General features: G+C 47.3%; 1 protein-coding gene. It reads left to right on the top strand.

Features of this window, described 5'->3' with window-relative positions:
* Window positions 1-17 precede the first annotated feature (17 nt).
* Window positions 18-21,164: a putative Ig domain-containing protein gene (locus tag OU814_RS27500; protein ID WP_268242785.1), complete on the top strand. Its 21,147-nt coding sequence runs from the start codon at window positions 18-20 to the stop codon at window positions 21,162-21,164.
* Window positions 21,165-21,175: the final 11 nt, after the last annotated feature.

Here is a 21,175-nt window from a genome sequence, read left to right on the forward strand (position 1 = left end):
ACCTCTTGCATATCGTTATGAGTTCGTCGGATCAAATTCTGGGCCAAAACAGCCAAGACGTTTTTGCAAAGCCCTTTCTGCAAGAAGCATCTCTGCTCAACAGCGTGGCGAGCTTAGGCATTCAGTCTAATCAGCCGAATAACAGTTTGGCAGCCCCGACTCCGACCCTCACCCCGATTACGCCTGCTCCCGCAGATGTCATCATCGGGAAAAATATGACTCCCGATTGGTTTCTTCCACCCCTTGCTAGTCAGACCGCAGCAACTGTTCCCATTGGAAATAGTAATACGATCGATCCTTTGACCGGAAATCGTTCTAGTGCAACTTTGGCAACCACAACCACTCCTACTCCATTACCAACCTTCTCCATCATTGCTGAAGGCAGAGTCACTGCGAATGGAAATAGTAACTTTGATGGGATCGCGAATGATTTGACCGACGATGTTTTCATTTATGCAGGGAACGGTTTCAACCTCAATGGCAACACAGACCTTGCAACGCAACGAGATGCAAGTGGCAATATCATCGTCGATAGCCAGGGTAGATCTGTCTTACGTCCCTATGCTGTAAGTGTTGGACCGAATGCGGGAAGTAGCAGCGTCAATGGTTTGAATCGCTATGCAGGTTTAATTCCACCGCCAGTCGCGCCGCGCCAAACGGTTGCTGTTCCCGTTTATGCCGATTTGCGTCAGCAAGAACTCGATCGTCGAATTCCAACCGGCACAATAACCGTAACCTTTGATGCCAAGCAGAATTCGCTCAAGAATGCTCAAGATTGGAACCGTCTATTTCCGACTAGCGGAACTGCAACTCAACCGCGTGTTGTTCGAGTCGTGAATGGCAGCTTAAACATCCCGAATAATGTCATCTTCAGCAATATGGTGATTATTGTTGAGAATGGCAACATTACGATGGGGAATAACCAGTCCCTTGATAATGTTGCTCTCGTTGCCAATGCGGGAACGATCGACTTAAGCAATGTTCAAGCCAAAAACCTCGCTGCATTTGCTTCGGGTGGAATCAGCACGAACGGAGGTGCACGTTTTGATGGAACGACACTGCTCGTCAATAATAGCGGTGATATTACCTTCAATGGTGCAACGAAAACTTTTGATGCAACCCAAAATCTAAGAGTCATCAGCCAAGGCAATATTCTCTACAATGGCGCGACGAATACTCGTGGTAACTTCGTTGCGGCTCAGAACTTTACGTTTAATGGTACGTCTTCGCTCTATGGCTCGATTCAAGCCAAAGGAGATATTACCTTTAATGGTCGCTCCAGTGTGGTCGCGATCGACCAAATTGCTCCTACCATCACCGCACGGTTAGAGCGAGATACTGCGCCGAGTGGCACCACGAATACAGACCGCCTCACCTTTGATGCCACGATCGTCGGTCAAGTTACAGACAACATCGCGATCGCGCAATTCAAAGCCGGAATCGATGCAATGTCTTCAGCCAACTTTGTCAACATCCTGCCGCAGCGTCAAGCGGATGGCACATTCCGCTTAACCCGATCGCAACTAGAGCAAATCAACGGCGGCACTCTCGTTGATGGAGTACATACCTTAAAGCTCCAAGCGATCGACCAAGCCGGAAATGCGTCTGCCATTTTTGAGCTAACGTTTACGCTCGACACAAAAGCTCCAACCATTTCGAGCCCAGATTTAATTACTGCAAGCGATAGTGGACGCAGTAACACAGACAACCTGACGAATACGAGCCGTCCTACATTGGAAGGAACGGCAGAAGCAGGCGCGATCGTTCGGCTCTACCAGAACAATCAACTGATCGGGCAAGCGATCTCGACCGAGACGGGAGCTTGGGCGTTTCAAGTTGCGCCTCTAGCTGATGGACAGTACAGCTTTACGACGACAGCTGAGGATGCAGCCGGAAATGTCAGCTTGCCTTCGGCTCCATTGCTCGTGACGATCGATACGAAAGTCGATGCCCCGATCAATCTAGACCTCATTCCTCCGAGCGATAGCGGGCAAAGCGACCGGGATGACATCACCAATCAAACCTCGCCGATTATTGCAGGACAAGCGGAAACAGGCACGATCGTCAAACTCTATCGTGAAACGGTTCTGATTGGCGAAACGACAACTGATGCGAATGGGCGTTGGCAAGTGGCGACGACTGCTCTGAGCAATGGCACGCATCGTTTAACCGCGACCGCAACCGATGCCGCTGGAAATGTGAGTTCACCATCAAGTCCATTAACAATCGTCGTCGATGCAGTACAGCCGACTTTAAGCTTAACGACTTCTACGACAACTCCAATTACCCAAGTCTCGAAGTTAACTGGAAGTCTCGATGGAACCGGAAGTGCAATCGCATCTGCAACCTATTTCTTTGACGGTGGAGTTGAACGATCAATTGTTCTCGATGCAGCGGGACGATTTGATCAAGCCTTTGATCTGACTGGAATCGCGAACGGCAATCGCATTCTCACGATCATCACCACGGATGTGGCAGGCAATGTTCGCACCACTCAGTTGAATGTCGTTGTGGCAGTGGATAAAGAAGCACCAATCATCACGGCTAAATTGGTGCGTGATACTGCACCCGATAATCAAACGAACCAAGATGTGATCACGTTTGATCCGACGATTTTTGGAACCGTTCGGGATGCCAATCCGATTGTTGAGTTTCAAGCTCGATTTAGCAACACTGCACCGTGGGTCAATATTTTGGCGCAGCGACAAGCGGATGGCAGTTTTACCCTGACTCGAAGCCAATTAAATTTAATTTATGGTGCTGCGGTTCCCGATGGCACTTACACGCTGCAACTTCAAGCAAAAGATGAATTTGGCAATGTCAGTCTGTTCGGATTGGGATTCACGCTTGATACGATCGTCGAAGCGCCGCAAAATCTGCAACTGACCGCTAGCAGCGATACGGGAACGAGTGGCAGTGATCGAATTACACGGATTGCAACGCCAACCATTACCGGACGTGCAGAACCAAACGCACGAGTGCAATTATTTGAGGGCACAACGCTCGTAGGTCAAACGACTGCAACCGAGCAAGGAACCTGGCAGATGACGACAATCGCACTGTCTAACGGCGTTCATACTTTGAGCGCGATCGCAACGGATATTGCTGGGAATGTCAGTGTTCCATCGCAGGCGTTTGTCGTAACCGTGGATGCGGTTCTACCAACCCTGATCTTGAATCAAGCGATCGATGTTGCACCGTTAACCGATGGCGCGAGATTGAGCGGCATCATCAATGGCACGGGTTCTGCGATCGCACAAATTCTGTACCGCTGGACAAATGGACAACCGGTCTCGATCAATGCAGATGCAGATGGAGCCTTTGATCAGGAGTTAGATTTTGCAGGCATTGGTAATGGATTGCAAACCCTGACAATCGTAGCGGTCGATGTGGCAGGCAATATCAGTACGCAGACGTTCAATGTCACCGTTGCCCTAGATACTGATGCACCGCTAGGAACGGCAACTTTGCTGAATGACACAGCAATGGGTGGAACGACAAATACCGATCGCATTACGAGTGATCCAACGATTACCGGCACGGTGCTCGATGCGAACCAGATTGTAGCATTCCGAGCGAGTGTGAATGATGCGAATCCGACCGTTAATGTGTTGGCTGCGGTGGATGCACAAGGACGTTTCATGCTCGATCGCGCTCGGCTAGAGCAAATTCTAGGGAGTACTCTCTCTGACGGGACACAAACCGTTTATCTTCAAGCGGTAGACCAATACAACAATGTCTCCCAAATTTTCGAGGTCAGTTTTGTTCTCGATACGTCATTGGCATTGTCCGTAACGCTTGATCCCGCGTTTGATTCTGCTCCCGTTGGAGATAGTCAAACAATTTCTTCTGTAGTGAGTTTGTCAGGTCAGGTAGAAGCAGGCGCGATCGTCAAATTAGTGCAAACTGGAGCAACTGCGATCGCGGATGTGAATGGACGCTTTGTGTTTGAGAATGTAGCGCTGGCATTGGGAGATAATGCGTTTACGTTCGAGGCTGAAGATATTGCAGGCAATCGAGCAACCACGCCACTGATTGTCAAGCGTTTAGGTTCAAATCAAGCGCCGACGGATATCTTACTTAGCAGCAATACAATTCCTGAGAACAGTGCGGCGGGTGTTTTAGTTGGAACGCTGAGTACGATCGACCCAGATGCAGGCGATCAGCACCAATACACGTTGGTGGATAACTCGAACGGACGATTCCAACTGATTGGTAATGAACTGAGAGTTGCACCTGGAGCGATTCTCGATTACGAGGCTGCAACGAGTTATACCGTCAAGGTTCGCACAACCGATAATGGCAAGCCGAATCTGTTCTTCGATAAGGTGCTGACGATTCGACTGAGTGACATTAATGAGCGTCCTGTCTTTACCAGTACACCGATTATTAATGCAGAAGCAGGAAAACTTTACAGCTACACGATTACGACAGTTGATCCTGAGAATGGCGATCGTGTGATTGCTGCGAAAAATCTGCCCAGTTGGTTGACGTTAACCGATAACGGCAATGGTACAGCAACCTTGACTGGAACCCCTTCTAGCAATCAGACCGGACTCTATGCAGTTAATCTAACCGTGACTGATGCAGGTGGTTTAACTTCTACGCAAATCTACTTGCTTGGGGTTGATGTGGTACTGCGCGAGGGGACAAACTTCCGCACCTCACAATCCGTCTCTTTCACCGTGGATCGTCCGACACTGCTCAAATTTACGATCGATCCCAGTTTTGATACGACACAAGATTTCGTCAATGACGCATTTGAAGTCGCATTGGTGGATGCAAAAGGTCGATCGCTTGTACCCGCAATGGCAGTCGATCGTGAAGTGTTCTTCAACTGGACCGAGGGCGAATCAGTTGCACTCGGTTCTGGAGCAACCTATGACAGTGTCACGAAGACTGTCATCCTAAATCTGACTGGGGTTCCGAAGAATACAGAGGCAACACTCGTCTTCCGACTGATAAATAATGACCAGGATACGGCGACTGAGATACGGATTCGCGATCTGCAATTGATCGATGCCCCGGCGAATACTTTGCCCCCTGTGATTGGCTACAGCGGAGCGACAAATCTGCTCTCGCCTGTATTGCCAAACTTCAATGTGATGGAAGATGTGTCGTCGAGCATGGCGATTCAATATGATCAAACGTCCTTTGACTCAGCGAAGAAGTTGCTGTACACGACTATAGCTGTCAAGAATAACGGAACTTATAGTGTTGATGTTCCGCTACTCGTTGCTGTGTCACGTTTAAGCGATCCTTCAGTACTGGTGAGAAATCCAGATGGCTATACGCCAGAAGGACTGCCTTACTACGATTTCAGTCACCTGGTGGCAGATGGTAAATTTGATCCATCTGAATTGTCGGGAGATCGTAGTTTGGTCTTCTACAACCCGAACGGCGTACAGTTTATCTATGAACTGGTCGTTCTGGCACAACTGAATCGAGCGCCGAAGATTACATCTCAACCTGTTGCTGAAGTCGTTGCCGGAAATCCTTACACCTACCAAATCAAAGCAACTGATCCGAATCAAGATGTTTTGATCTATTCCCTCAAAGTTGCACCAGACGGAATGACCATTAATTCACAAACCGGAGTCATTACTTGGGCAACCACAGCGTCATCTGTTGGGAATCAGTCCGTTATGGTCGAAGTAAGCGATGGAAGAGGTGGAAAAACGACGCAAGTCTACACACTTTCGGTCTTACAGTTTCCATCTAATCGCCCACCGCAATTCACATCAACGCCAACAGTTGATGCCTATGTCGGTCAAAACTATCAATATGATGCTCAGGCAAAAGACCCAGACCAGGACAATCCGTTGATCTACAGTTTGGTTTCGGGTCCAGATGGAATGTCGATCGACGCGCTGACTGGCAGAATCAGTTGGAAGCCGCCCGCTGCTCTTGTTCTTGGCGATACGGTACTGGGCACGATTAATGCTGCAGGTCAGATTGATGAATTTACGTTTACAGGTGTAGCTGGACAACGGCTCTACATTGATCCATTGCGGTTCTCAGGTAACGCTTCTGATTGGCAGATTGAAGTTTATAGTCCCAGCAATCGAAGAGTTTTGAGCGTCACAACTCTTGCTGAAAATCAACTGCTGGCCCTAACGGAGGCTGGAAATTATCGGGTTCGAGTGAGCCAACGCTACGGTAATACTGGTAGCTATGGATTTAGCATCATTGATATTGTTCAAACGCCAGTCCTTGTCCCAGAGAAGGTTGTGCAAGGAAAATTGACCCCTGGTTCAGAAGACGATTTATTCCGCTTCACCGGACGTAAAGGGCAAAGAGTCTTCATTGACAAGCTCACAAATAACGGTAGCTTAGATTGGGTGCTATATAACAGCAATAACCAGTACATTACCTATTCAGGTTTTAGTGACTTGGAAATGATTCTTCCTGCAGACGGTGAGTATTTACTTGCCTTACGTGGGCAAGCGGGCTTTAGTGCTGTAGTAGACTATTCCTTCATGCTAGTTATGCCTGATATTGTCAGTCGCCCTATGGCTACTGGGGCCTTAGTCACGAGCGAAATTGCCAAAAAAGGTGAGCAGGATATTTATACTTTTGAAGGCAAAGCTGGTCAACAGCTTTATCTAGATGCAATTAGCGGTTCCTCAATGCAGGTAAGCATTCTTGATCCTTTTGGGCGGCAACTGACCTCTAAATATTTTCCTACTGATCTCTCTCCTGATCAAGACTTAGTGCTAGGAATGGATGGACTCTACCAAGTTGTAGTGGATGGTTATCTTGAAGGCATTGGAGCCTACCAGTTCCGACTGCTGGATCGCTCTCAAGCAGAAGAAATTCAAACAGATACTGACATCAGAGGTACATTTGATCGAACTGGAACTGAAGTCAAATCCTATCGTTTCAGCTTGAACGATCGCCAATATACTTTCTTTGATGGGCTAGGCGGTAGTGGTGGATGGACACTCTTCAACGCTAGTGGACGACCCGTAGCGACCGGAAGAACCGATAATATTCGAGAGTTGTATCTAGAAAGTGGCGATTACTGGCTAATTATCCAGGGAGAAGGCTCTGGGCAGTTCAATTATGGCTTAAGAGTAATCACGCCAGAAATTGCACCACCTCAAAGCATTCAACTTGGAGAAACAGTAAAAGGTGCCATCCTTGAAAAGGGTGAGCAAGATAACTATACGTTTGTTGGACAAGCTGGACAACAACTCTTTTTCGATGTTCCTCAATCCAACCCAGTTACGGTTACAATCTATGACCCCGCAGGTCGCGGAATTTTCGTTCGTTACTCTTCTGATAGTTCATCTCCAATTGTTTTGAACACAAGTGGAACCTATCGGGTTGAGGTTGATGGATACGAGAGAGCCACAGGTAATTACACGTTCCGTTTACTTAATAAAGCCGCTGCGATTCCTATTTCATTCGATCAGACTACTGTCCAAAATTTTGAAAGTGCTGGATTGCAAGATTCCTACCGTTTCACGATTTCAGAACGCCAATATGTATTCCTTGATGGCGTTGCTGGCGTTGGCTCTTGGCAGCTGTACGGTCCTTCCGGCAACAGAATCGATGGAAGAGAGTTGCTCACCAACTGGGAAGGATATTTAGAACCTGGTGAGTACTGGCTATTGACTCAGGGAAATAGCAACTCTTCTTTGGGATACCAATTTCAATTAATCACACCTGAATTTGCACCCGCTCAACCTAAACTCTGGCAAGACACGATTACAGGTACAATCTCGAAAAAAGGAGAAAGAGACGCTTACACTTTTCAAGGAACTGTAGGACAGCAATTATTTTTGGATGTTTTGCAATTCAATGCAACCATATTCGTAGAAATCTTTGACCCAATGGATCGATCTCTGGGTCAGTTTAGTTTGAATCACGACCAAGGGCTATCTTACAATTCTCAAGGGCTATCTTTCTCTGCTTTGCCGCTTTCAGGGACTTATCGCGTGGTGGTTGATGGAGAAGGGGAGGGAGTTGGAAACTACAGTTTCCGATTTCTGCAGAGGCAAGATGCAACTTTAGTGAATATTAACAGTTCAATTCCAGGCTCCTTTGATGCGACGGCTTCACCTAATGCGTATCGCTTTACGCTCGATTCCAATCGGAAGATTCTGATTCAGAGAGAGTCCGGTGAGGGAGTTTGGGAGTTGTACAGTCCAAACGGTAGGCGTCTAACGACCCAATCACTCAGCTCTAGTACAATGCAAGATCTAGTTGCAGGTGAATACTGGATTATTGTCCAGAAATCTGGTAGCACAAGCAACTATACATTCCGAATTCAAGATCTAGGAGATGGAACGGTTGCAACACCTTCAGGTAGCCGAGTGACATTCGGTACTCCTGTTAATGGCTCTATTACATCAAGCACTCCAGTTCAAACATTTCGTTTTGATGGAACAGTTGGACAGCAGATCTGTCTAGATATGATCGAGGGAACTCCTCGTCAAAGGATCGCAATTTTTGACCCTGCTGGACAAAAAATTTACGAAGCGGAAACTGTAAACGATTATGGTGGAGTGGTCAGTACCTTAACGCTCTCTGGAACTTATCAGGTTGTTGTTGATAATAGTATCGGCACCTACTCTTTCCGCTTATTAGATAAGGCAAGCGCAGAAGCAGTTGCGTTAGATGTAGAAATTTCAGGAACATTCAATAATACAAGTGACAGTCGCTTGGCTAAATCTTACCGCTTTAATTTAGCTGAACGACAGTATGTGTTTTTTGATGGGCAATCCACCAGCAATGCTGGCTACTGGAGACTCTATGACAGTGCAGGACGAAGAATTAATGAGAGCTATCTCTCCTGGGACAAGGAGTTCTTTCTAGATGCAGGAAGTTACTGGCTAGTCTTACAAGGTGCACCATCTCAACCGTTTGATTATCGCTTCAAATTAATTACTCCTGCTCTTCCAGCAGCATCTTCTTTTAACTTAGGAGCAACAGTATCAGGAGCACTTGTTGAGAAAGGATCTTACGATACTTATAGCTTTTCTGGGCTTGCAGGACAACAGATATTTGTGGATTTTGTGGAAGGTAATAATACTTCTATCAAAATTTATGATCCATCAGGACAAATTGTCTATGAAGGGCTTGGTGTTTCTGACAGTAACTCGTCTCCACCTTATGCTAGCTCGTACTACAGTAACCTCGTCCTAACACAAAGTGGTATCTACAAAGTTATCATCGATGGTCAGAATGAGATGACAGGTCAATACGCTTTTCGTTTGTTGAATAAAGCTGATGCACCCTTAGTTTCTTTAGATACTGACATCGTGGGACAACTGGATTCGACTGGGCGTTCAGTGCGGACTCACCGTTTTACCTTGATCCAGGGTCAGTCTCTCTTTTTTGATGGTCAAGGCGGTAATGGTCAATGGTGGCTTTACGGTTCTAGTGGTGAGTATGTTACATGGGACTATCTCTCTAGCAATCGAGAACTGTACTTAGGAGCAGGTGACTATTGGCTCGTGATGCAAGGATTAGGTTCTAGTCCTTTTGATTACCGTCTGCGGATTATCACACCTGAGATTGTGACTGCGCCAATCTTTAGACTAGGTGATAGCGTTACAGGTACGATCGCCGAAAAGGGTTCTTACAATACTCACAGTTTCAACGGAACAGCAGGACAGCAAATCTTTGTAGATATTCTTGAAAGTAAAGTAAATTCCACTATCAAGATTTATGATCCAACGGGTGAGCTTGTATATGATGGTGTCGGAAACGCTGATTTTGGGCCAGACTATAGGAGATCCAACTATGGCGAGTCACACTCTAATTACGGGTTGGTTCTGAAGCAGAATGGTCTCTACAAAATCGTTGTTGATGGCAACGATGAATCGATTGGAAATTATGCGTTTCGCTTGTTGAACCGGGCAGATGCTTCCCCCATTTCGCTTGACACTATTATTGAAGATGATTTTGATGTAACAGGACAGCAGGCAAAATCTTACCGCTTTAGTCTGACCAATCAGCAATATCTATTCCTAGATCGCCTTCAAGGCACGGGTAGCTGGACAATCTATGGATCAAATGGAGCGAAAGTAAAGTCCGGCTCTTTTCCCAATGATGCAGAGTTTGACCTGAGCGCAGGAGACTACTGGCTTGTCATGCAGGGAACAAGCTCATCGGACACTCATTATCGCTTTAGTTTGATCACTCCAGAAGGGGCAACTTCTCACATTACACTTGGTCAAACCGTCAATGGAACGCTATCTGAGAAAGGTTCTCGTAATACACACTACTTCACTGGGACTGCGGGACAACAACTTTTCTTCGATGCAGTGAAGGGGAATTACAGTTCTGCAAACATTACAATCTATGATCCAATAGGCGACGTTTTCTTTACCAGTCTCTATTACTATGATGATTACGGATTTAGTAATAGTAATTTGACCCTGACACGTGATGGAGATTACCGGATTGTAATCGATGGAAATGGGGAAACGATCGGAGATTACTCATTCCGGTTGCTCGAAAAATCACAAGCAACAGAGATTCCATTTAATTCAATCACTCCTGGCTCATTTGGTGCAACTGGCCACGAATCTAGACTATATCGGTTTACTGCTACCGCAGGTCAGTCTTTGTTCTTGGATACAGCTTCAACGAATGGAACTTCTGAAAGGTGGAGACTTTACACACCTAGTGGAGAGCAGATTACTGAGGGTAAACTGAATGAAAATTATAAATGGGCACTTTCTACTTCTGGAGAATATCTGTTAGCTTTCCAAGGATCTGGAAACAGCAATAGCGGATTCCAGTTTCAATTAGCACACATTCAACGCCAAACTAGCGAACTCAAATTTGGTGTAGTTGTGTCAGAAGCGATTTCAGCCGTTGGGCAACAAAAGCTCTATACCTTTTCTGGTCAGCCTGGTCAGAAGATATTCTTAGACGCTCTGTCAGGATCTTCGCTTCGCTATCAGCTTTATACGCCTTCCGGAGTTTTAGTTTACGACAAGGCAATCGGAGACGACAGTGGGGTTACGACACTCACTGAGGCAGGAACGTATCAGCTTGTTGTAGAGGGCAGTGGAACTGCGATCGGGAATTACAGTTTTGCAGTCACGGATCTTTCTGGATTAGCTCCTTTGCCGTTTGGAACTCCTGTAACTGGAACCATTAACTCGACACAGCAAGTACAGTTCTACCGAATTGAAGGGAAGAACGGGCAGGTTCTGAATTTTGATGCAAGTGCCAATCGTTGGGACAACGGCTCCTGGATTCTGTATGGATCAACTGGAGAAATCCTAAAGCGGTTCTACTCTAGTTCTGACAATCCAGATTTTCGGATCACCCTGCCAAGTTCTGGTGATTACACGCTGGCACTGTTCCGCTCTGGCACTAACCCATTTAATTACAGCTTTACAGTTACGGATCTCACGCCTACTTCTGTCACAGTTTCTGGTCTTGACACGCTGGTTGGAGAAACGACATTTAGCAGTCGTCAAGGTAGTATTAGCGCGAATCAGGTTGTAGAGCAATCCTTTACTGCATCTTCTGGGACTCGCATCTACTTCGATAGCAAGAATGCAACTCATACCAATGTACGAGTTCAGGTTCTCAATCCGGATGGCTCGACTGTTTTTTCGACCTTAGCTTCTACTGACGTAGGACCAATTCTACTAGAGCAAACTGGATCATATAAAATTCGGATTCAGGGTGTGACACCCAGTAGTACTGGAAATTATCACTTCTCGTTGATGGAAGTTCAAACGAAACCCGCAACAATTCAAGATAATGTCCGGCGATTGACCCTTAATGCAGAAATCACGAAGCCGCTTGATCCAGGCTATACAACCGATATTCTCTCATTTGAAGGTAAAGTTGGACAAAGGCTCCTCTTTGATGGAATTCTTCCAGATGGAGCATCTTTCATTTATGGAAATGTCATAGCAAAGTTAATTAGTCCTAGTGGTCAGACTGTGTTTGATTTGCAAGCCAGTTCTTCTGCCACGGGAGCAGCACGAGATTTTGGTCCTTTCACGTTAACTGAAGCAGGAACCTACAACTTGATGATTGTGGGACAGCAATCCGCAAAGGTCGATTATCGGTTCAAGATGCACGATCTCTCTGCGGCACAGGAGCTTCAGACCAATCGAGTCTATGCCAATAATTTACTACGTGGAACCGATACTACGCTTTACAAGATTTCTGGCAAAGTGGGACAGCGACTGTATTTCGACTCGATTCAAGGACGTAGCAGCGATTATTGGACGCTTCACCGACCTGGTGATGCAAAAGAGGTGTTTAACCATCCCTATAGCTTGAGTAGCGATTTCAGTTATGTCTTGCCCGCAGACGGGGAGTACATTCTGTCGATTCGAGGAAATTCAACCACTCCTGGAACTTATCGCTTTGCAGTCTCGACAATTCAAGATGCACCTGCGATTCTTACACCAGGAGCAGGAGAGTCTGGAGGAACCGCTGAAGAAGGATTAGGGACATACTCCGTTCAGATTAAAGTCAGCGACGGCAAAGGTGGTAGTGATATTCAGACCTTCCAGGTCAAAGTTCATCAGAATCCTGGTAATGCAACTCCCACGGTCGTTTCAGAAGCGATTACCAAAACCTTCACGAATCGTAGCTATACGTATGATGTTGACGCGATCGATGCAGATGGTGATGTGCTGTCTTACAGCTTGGCAGAAGCACCGCAGGGAATGTTCATTGATAATGAAACCGGGGTCATTACTTGGAATAGTCCGATTGCTGGAACCCATCGTGTCAAGATTCGGGTCATGGACACGAACGGTGGCATCGATTATCAAGTATTTGATTTAATTGCCAGCAGTGCTGCAAACGGACAAGTGGTCGGCAATGTCTACAATGACTTAGACCGCGATGGCAACCGGAAACTAACGAATCCTAATAATCTCACCCCGTATACCGGAATCACGCTAGGTGAGCAATTTGCAAATATTTATACTGCTTATGATTTAGGGGTGCCCGCAGGATTGCCCTACGAGATTGCGGGAATGACTTTCTATCGCGACGCGACAGGCAAGATTGATCCAAACACCATGCTCGTTGCCGCTGCTGCCCATAGCTGTGGAGGAGTCATCTTCAAGGTTAAGGTAAAGCGTGGAGATGGGGGACATATCATTGGTTTTGATGATGATAACGATCCATCGACTCCCTATGTTGGTGAATTTTTCAGTTACGCACCCTATATCAGTTCAGGATTAGGTTACGGACCCGACAACAAGCTGTTTTACTCGACTGCCAAGGGTCCTTACAGTGGGCTAGGATTTGTTCCGGTGGATATTCCTGGTGCAGGTCAACTGAAAGCAACGAGCCAAGGATCTGGTCAAGGCTTCTTCAACTTAAATTACGCGAACGGTTCATTCAGCAATCCGATTCAAACATCCTTGTTGCCCAGTTACTCGTCTGCTTTCGTTTACCTACCTGTCACAGCACCTGGATTTGACACTGGTGCAAGCATTTTAGTTGGAAACTCCGATGGAGATAACTTCATAGCTTATCAAGTTGATAGCCAAGGCAATCCAATTCTTGCGACTGCAACGCCTTTCCTCAGCGATATTGACAATCCACTCGGTGCAGTTATTGATCCAATCACTGGAGACATTTTGTTGTCTTCTGCTGGAAGAGAGTCGAAAGACGATCGCGGCAATGACCGGAATGCAATTCTAGCTGTTAGAGGTTTAGGTCGCCCGGTTGGAAATGAGCCTGGATTAGGCGAATGGTTAGTCTACGTTGATCGCAACCAGAATGGACAACGCGATGTCAGCGAAGAATTTGCATACACAGATGCTCAAGGGCGCTATAGCTTTAACCTAGAAGTAGGAACCTATCAAATTCGCCAAGAGCTTCAGCGAGGTTGGACACAGACTGAGCCGCTCAATCCTATTTATCATCAGGCAACGGTTATTGCCAATGAAATCCGCTCTGGATTCGATTTTGGTAATTATGGTGCACCTGCAGATGCGCCAAACGAAGCACCTGTTCTTAGCAGTGACGCGATTCTCACTGCTTTAACTGAGCAACGATACCTGTATCGGGCAAAGGCTTCAGATATTAACGGAGATGAGTTGACCTTTGACCTCGCTGTTAAGCCTGAAGGAATGGCGATCTCACCCAACGGCACTGTTTCCTGGGTTCCTGGCGCTGATCAAGTCGGTGAGCATAGTGTTATCCTGCGGGTGAGCGATGGTAAGGGTGGGGTAACACTCCAATCCTTCATTGTTGAAGTCAAACAAGGAAATCGTGCGCCTGTCATTACATCCCGGATTCCTGAGTATCAACCGCAGGTTGGCAAAGCGTATCGCTACCAAGTAGGCGCGATCGATTTAGATCAAGATAACTTGACCTATTCGTTGATGCAGAATCCATCGAGCCAATCGGTGGCTCCAACAGGCGTGTCGATCGATGCTCGCACTGGACTTTTGACTTGGACTCCTAACGCGAATCAGGTGGGCGGGGCATATATCTGGGGACCGGAGCGCGACTTAGTTCAACCTTGGCAAGTGACGGTCAAAGTGAGTGATGGCAAAGGTGGAGAAACCTACCAGCAGTTGAGTTGGACTGTTGATCCTGCACAAGTCAATCGCGCACCGAGTATTACCTCGAAACCGCGAAGCAGTGTACAAGTTGGCAGCGATTATCTCTATGAAATCAAAGGGACTGATCCAGATGGGGACAGGCTGATCTATCAATTAGTGACGGGTCCTCAAGGGATGACCCTGCAAGATGGAGTCGTGCGGTGGAATCCAACGGCTGCTCAGACTGGAACCCATAATGTGGTTGTCCGAGTCAGTGATGGAGTCTTGACAAGTCAGCAGGCTTGGACAATTCAGGCATCGAATTTTGTTGTCAACCATGCACCCATTATTACTTCGGCTCCCACTCAGTTAGTGGCAAACGTCGAGAAGCCTTACAGCTACAATCTCGTAGCAACGGATGCGGATAACGATGTGTTGCTCTGGAGCTTGGAGCGATCGCCAAAGGGTATGATCATCGATCCGCAATCTGGGGCACTCCGCTGGCAGCCAACTGAAGATCAAATTGGAATCCACAAGGTCAGTGTGCGCGTTCTTGACCGCTTCGGAGCTTCGTCAACCCAGATCTTCGAGCTACAAGTCACAGGGATTAATGCACCGCCTCAAATCGTTTCTACTCCACCGACGATCGCGGGAGTTGGGCAGACTTACTCTTATCAAGCGATCGCAACTGATCCTGAAAATCAGCCCATTAATTTTGTGCTTGGAAGAGCGCCTGCTGGAGCCGTTTTACATCCTCAGACTGGGGTGCTGACTTGGACTCCTCAGGCTGGTCAACTGGGATCACAAACGGTTGAGATTCAAGCGATCGATGATGAAGGCGCGATCACGACACAGACGTTTACAATTCAAGTACAGGCAGAGATTGTGAATCGTGCGCCATCAATTACGTCTCAGCCAACATTTGTTGCAGATTCCAGCGCACCTTACACCTATCAAGTTAAGGCAACTGATCAAGATGCAGGCGATCAATTGACCTATCAGCTTTTAGCAGGACCCAGTGGCGTTCAGATTGATGCTCAGACGGGACTGCTCTCCTGGGCAACACCAGAAGTTGGAACGTATAAGATTGTGGTCGGCGCAGTTGATCGCTTAGGACTTGGAGCCGCACAAGGATTTACACTGACGGTTCGAACGAATCAGGCACCTGTGATTGAATCGATTGCGCCAACGGAGGCAACGTTAGGTAAGACTTACCGCTATGACGTGATTGCTAGGGATCAGGATGGGGATGCGCTGAAATATGCCCTGGACGATGCTTCGATCGCGAAAGGGATCAAGATTGATAATCTCGGCAGAATTGTCTGGAATCCGACAACGGCTCAGTCGGGGCAACACCTCGTACGATTGACTGTTACAGACGCTCAGGGTGCGATCGACGAAGATACCTTCACGATCACAGTTCAGGCAGATATTGAAAAGCCAAAGGTCAATTTAGTTGCAACTCAGACGCTTGCGAATGTGGGAGAAACGGTTACTTTCCGGGCGACAGCAACAGACAATGTGAGTGTGGCAGGGCTGACGCTGCTAATTAATGGAAAAGCGGTGATTTTAGATGCCCAAGGATTTGCTTCAGTGAAGCTCGATCAGACAGGCAATATTACCGCACTAGCAACGGCGATTGATCAGGCTGGGAATACAGGCAGTTCTGCGCTGCTGAATGTGGAAGTCTTTGATCCCACTGCGATATTTAATCCAGTCTTCAAACTTGATCTGTCTGGAATTCCTGATGGAGTAGTGACAGCACCTACGGAAATTAAAGGATTAGTCAGTGGGGATGGATTTAGCCGCTATGAATTAGCGATCGCACCAATCAACAGCGACAATTTCCGTGTGATTGCGTCTGGGACGAATGCGGTCAATCACGGTACGCTAGGCACAGTTGATCCATCTCTACTGCAAAATGATGCCTACACGCTGCGACTGCTCGTTTATGGCACGAATGGAAGCGTGACTTATCTCGAAGAGACGGTGAATGTCGCAGGAGAATTAAAGTTAGGCAATTTCCGGCTCTCGTTCACCGATTTAGCAATTCCAGTGACCGGGATTCCGATTTCGCTCACTCGCACCTACGATACGCTGACCTCGAATCAGTCGGATGATTTCGGTTATGGCTGGCGTATGGAGTTTCGTGATACGGATTTGCGGACGAGTCTAAGGAAGCCGACTGAGGAAGAGGCTTTGTTAGATCGTTATCCTGCGTTTGACGATCGTACGAAAGTATTCATCACACTCCCTGGTGGCAAACGTGAGACTTTCTCGTTTAAAGCCAAACAAGTGACTCAGATCGATGGTATGCCACTGGGTGAGTTTGCGGGTTACTTCTACGAACCAACCTTCGTTTCAGAAAAGGGCAGCACGAACAAGTTAACGATCGAGTTCAACAACTACATTCGACCCGATGCAAACGGCAGATACATTGGACAGCAAGGGCAACCATTCAACCCGGCTGATCGTCTCTTTGGTGGCGTGTATGTACTGACGACTAAGGATGGCACGCAATATCGGATTGATGCCAAGACGGGCGACTTGCTGACCGTGAAGGATACAAATGGCAATACACTGACCTATACCGATGATGCGATCGTCTCTTCCACTGGGCAAAAAGTGACATTTGAGCGGGATGCTCAAGGGCGAATCGTATCCGTGAAAGACCCGATGCAGGAGTATATTCGCTATGAATACGACGTGAATGGCGATTTGGTCAGTGTGAGCGATCGCGAAAAGAACATCACGCGCTTTGTCTATGACACCAGCTACGACGATCCGAAGTATGCCAATGATGGAATGACGATTGACCCGGCTCGCACCAAGAGATCGCACTTCCTCCGCGAAATTATTGACCCATTGGGTCGAGTGGGAGCCAGAAGCGAATATGACGAGAACGGACGACTGAAGCAGATTGTCGATGCCAACGGGAAAGCGGTCGAGATGAGCTATGACCTTAGCAACGATCGGCAAGTTGTTAAAGACCAGTTGGGCAATGAAACGATTTATGTGTATGACGATCGCGGCAATGTTCTGACTGAAATCGATGCGGAAGGCAAAATCACGCAGCGAAAATATGATGAGAACAACTGGGTGACGGAGGAAACGATTGTTTCAGATCGCTCAGATGACAATTTCAACGATGATGTCGTGATTGGTTTCACGACACGCTATGAATACGATGCGAAAGGCAATAAATTATCTGAGGAAACTGGCATTGTTACCAGACGAGATCGCCAAGGTAATCTGATTTCTGAGACTAGCTTGGGCTTGAAGACCTATAGCACTTATGGCGACAAAGGGCGGTTGTTGAGCGAAACCGATGCGCTGGGGCGGACGATGCTGAATCGCTATGATGCACGCGGAAACTTGACTCAAACAGAAGATGCACTGAAGCAAACAAGTAGCTACATCTATGAGAGCAACGGCTTGCTCAAAGGCTTGACCGATGCCAATGACAAGGCAACCAGTTTCAGCTATGATGCACGAGGCAATGTCAATCAAGTCAAAGATGCTTTAGGGTTCACCACCGATTACACCTACAACGATCGCGGCGATAAGCTGACTGAGATGCGCTACCGCAAGAAAGCGGATGGCACGATTGAGACGCTACTCACGACGTGGACGTATGATAGCGAAGGTCGCGTCAAAACCATGACCGATGCCGAGCAAAATCGTACAGTTTATGGTTATGACAACCTGGGGCGACAAATCTGGGTACTCGATGCACGGGGCTACGTCACCGAATCAAAATACAACACCAAAGGTGAACTCGAAGCGAATCTATCTTCAGATGGCACGGTATATCGGTATGATGCTGCAACTGATGCGCTGGTCGTTGTTCAAGCAGGTACGGGAACACGCCGCCAGGTGACGTACAACTATGATGATGCAGGACGCAAAATCTCGGAAACCGATGCGCTCAATCGTACAACTCGATACCTATACGATAAAGTAGGTCGCTTGATAGAAGTGATCCTTCCAGATGCGACTCCGAACAACTGGGATGATAATCCCCGCACCAAAACCGAGTATTACAGCGATGGGTTGGTCAAAGCTCAAATCGATGAACGGGGCAATCGCACTGAGTTCCGTTACGACAGCGCGGGACGGCAGGTTGAGATTATTTATGCAGATTTGACCCCAAATGATCTCAGCGATAATCCTCGCACCAAGTATGAGTACGATCGTGCAGGTCAACAAAGTGCAGTCATTGATGCGCTAAATCGTCGTACTGAATATCAATACGATGACCTTGGACGATTGAAGAAGACAATCTTCGCTGACAAAACATTTGTTGAAACTGAGTACGATAAGCTCGGTCGTCGGATTGCCTCGATCGATCCAAATGGCAAGCGGACTGAATATGAGTATGATGCGCTCGGGCGGTTGATCGGAGTCAAGAATGCGCTCAACGATTGGACACGCTATGACTATAACGAGAGTGGCAACTTGATCGCTGTCACCGATGCTGAACAGCAGATCACGCGCTACGAGTACGATAAGCTCGGTCGTCGGACTGCCACAATCCTGCCGCTCAATCAGAGATCGACCATGCTCTACGATGCGGTTGGTAATACGAAGAGCATTACCGACTTCAATGGCAGAACAATTACTTATGACTATGACTACTCAAATTGGTTGACGCAGAAGAACTTCCAAGATGGCTCTAAAGTTGCCTACACATATACTCTGAATGGGCAGCGGGATGCGATCGCCTTTAAGAATGCGAATGGGGCTACGACTGAACTGTACAACTGGAATTATGATGAGCGCGATCGCTTGATCAAGCGCACCGACACGATCGGTATGGGCAGTAATCAGACCACGCGAGAGATCGAGTACGGTTACGACGTGGCAGGCAACAAAACTTGGACAAAGACAGCATCGGGCACAACGGCGTATACTTACGACGAGCGAAATCGTCTCGATACAGTCCTGCAAGATGGAGTGCTACAAGCAGACTATACGTACGATGCAATCAACAACCTGAGCAGCACTAAATTGGGTAATGGAACCGAAGAGGTCCGCGAATATGATGTGCTCAACCGTCTCAAGTCCCTAGAAAATCGCAAGCTGACTGCGGCTGGAACGGTCGAATCGGTCATCTCCAGATTTGACTACACCTTAGATAAGGTGGGCAATCGGACGACAGTGACAGAACTTAGTGGGCGGAGCATGACCTACACCTATGACGATCTGTATCGTCTGACCAAAGAGGTTATTGATGAGACGGGAACGATCGACGATCGCACCATCGAGTATTACTATGATCGCGTCGGCAACCGCCTCTGGAAGAAAGAAACGCTCAACAGCGCGACGACTCAAACCGATTATCAGTACGACAAGAACGATCGTCTAGAACGGGAAAAAGTGAACGGAAACACAACCGTTAGCTATACCTACGATGCAAACGGCAGTACGTTAACCAAGACGGAAAACGGCACGAAGACGAGCTACGTTTGGAATGATGATAAGCGGTTGATTGCAGCAACGATCGAAGATGCAAATGGTGTGGTGCAGCAGCAGTTGCAATATCGCTACAACGATGATGGCATTCGGGTTGCATCGATCGTCAATGGGCAAGAAACGCGCTTCCTGCTGGATGAAGTGCAGCCTTACGCTCAGGTGCTAGAAGAATACGCACCAAACGGAACGGTTGCAGTATCATACGTCTATGGGAATGATCTAATCAGCCAGACGCAAGGAGGACAAACTACTTACTATCACGTTGATGGACTGGGCAGCACGACGGAATTGACGGATACGACTGGTAACGTCGTCAGCCGCTCCCGTTATGATGCCTTCGGAAATACGATCGCTCAAACGCAAGAAGTAGCCAACAAATACGGTTTTGCTGGTGAGCAGTTCGATTCGGGTCTGGGCGATTACTATTTGCGACAGCGATACTACAGCAGCCGTACAGGTCGATTTGCTAGAAGGGATGACTACGAGGGAAGACTTCGTGAGCCAATCACACTGCATAAGTACCTATATGCTTATGGCGCTCCAACTAACTATACTGACCCAAGTGGTCTAGACGTACGCGAAGGCGACATTATTCACGAAAAAGTAGGGCGCAATTTTGTCAGAGAGATTGGCGAAGATCCATTTGCCGACAACAATCCTTTTACCAGTTCGCGAGTTTACGATCCAAGAATTCCAAGTCGGGGTAGACAACGACCAACAATGCTAAGAATCTTCCGTCGAGAGCTTAACAACGAGCGTCATCCAGGCGTAAGAGGAGTCAATCGACTTGTACCGGACTTAGTGGATTTTAATGATGGAGAACTGTATGAAATTAAACAGAACAAACAAGCTGATATAACGGCAGCGCGCAATAATCTTACCCGGCAAGTCGATGCTTTACATCAGGTTGGATTAACGCGATGGCATCGGGGAGATGATTACAACCCACCACCTATTATTCCTCTAAGCTGGATCAGCGAAGATTGGGAGCGTAATCTAGCACCAGGGGGGCTTAGTGATGCAAGACAGGGTAAATTTGCAATCGTTCGACGCATTGAGCCAGGACTAATAACTTACAATGTTCTTAATCCTCATCTAGATTTATTCTTGTATGCGTACGCAGCTTACGAGATTTCAAGATTGATTGCTCAGTATATCCAAGTACTTGCATTGACGAGAGGACTAGCGTAAGTGGTAAGTTT

This window comes from Leptolyngbya sp. GGD, from assembly GCF_026735145.1.
GTDB lineage: Bacteria > Cyanobacteriota > Cyanobacteriia > Leptolyngbyales > Leptolyngbyaceae > Leptolyngbya > Leptolyngbya boryana.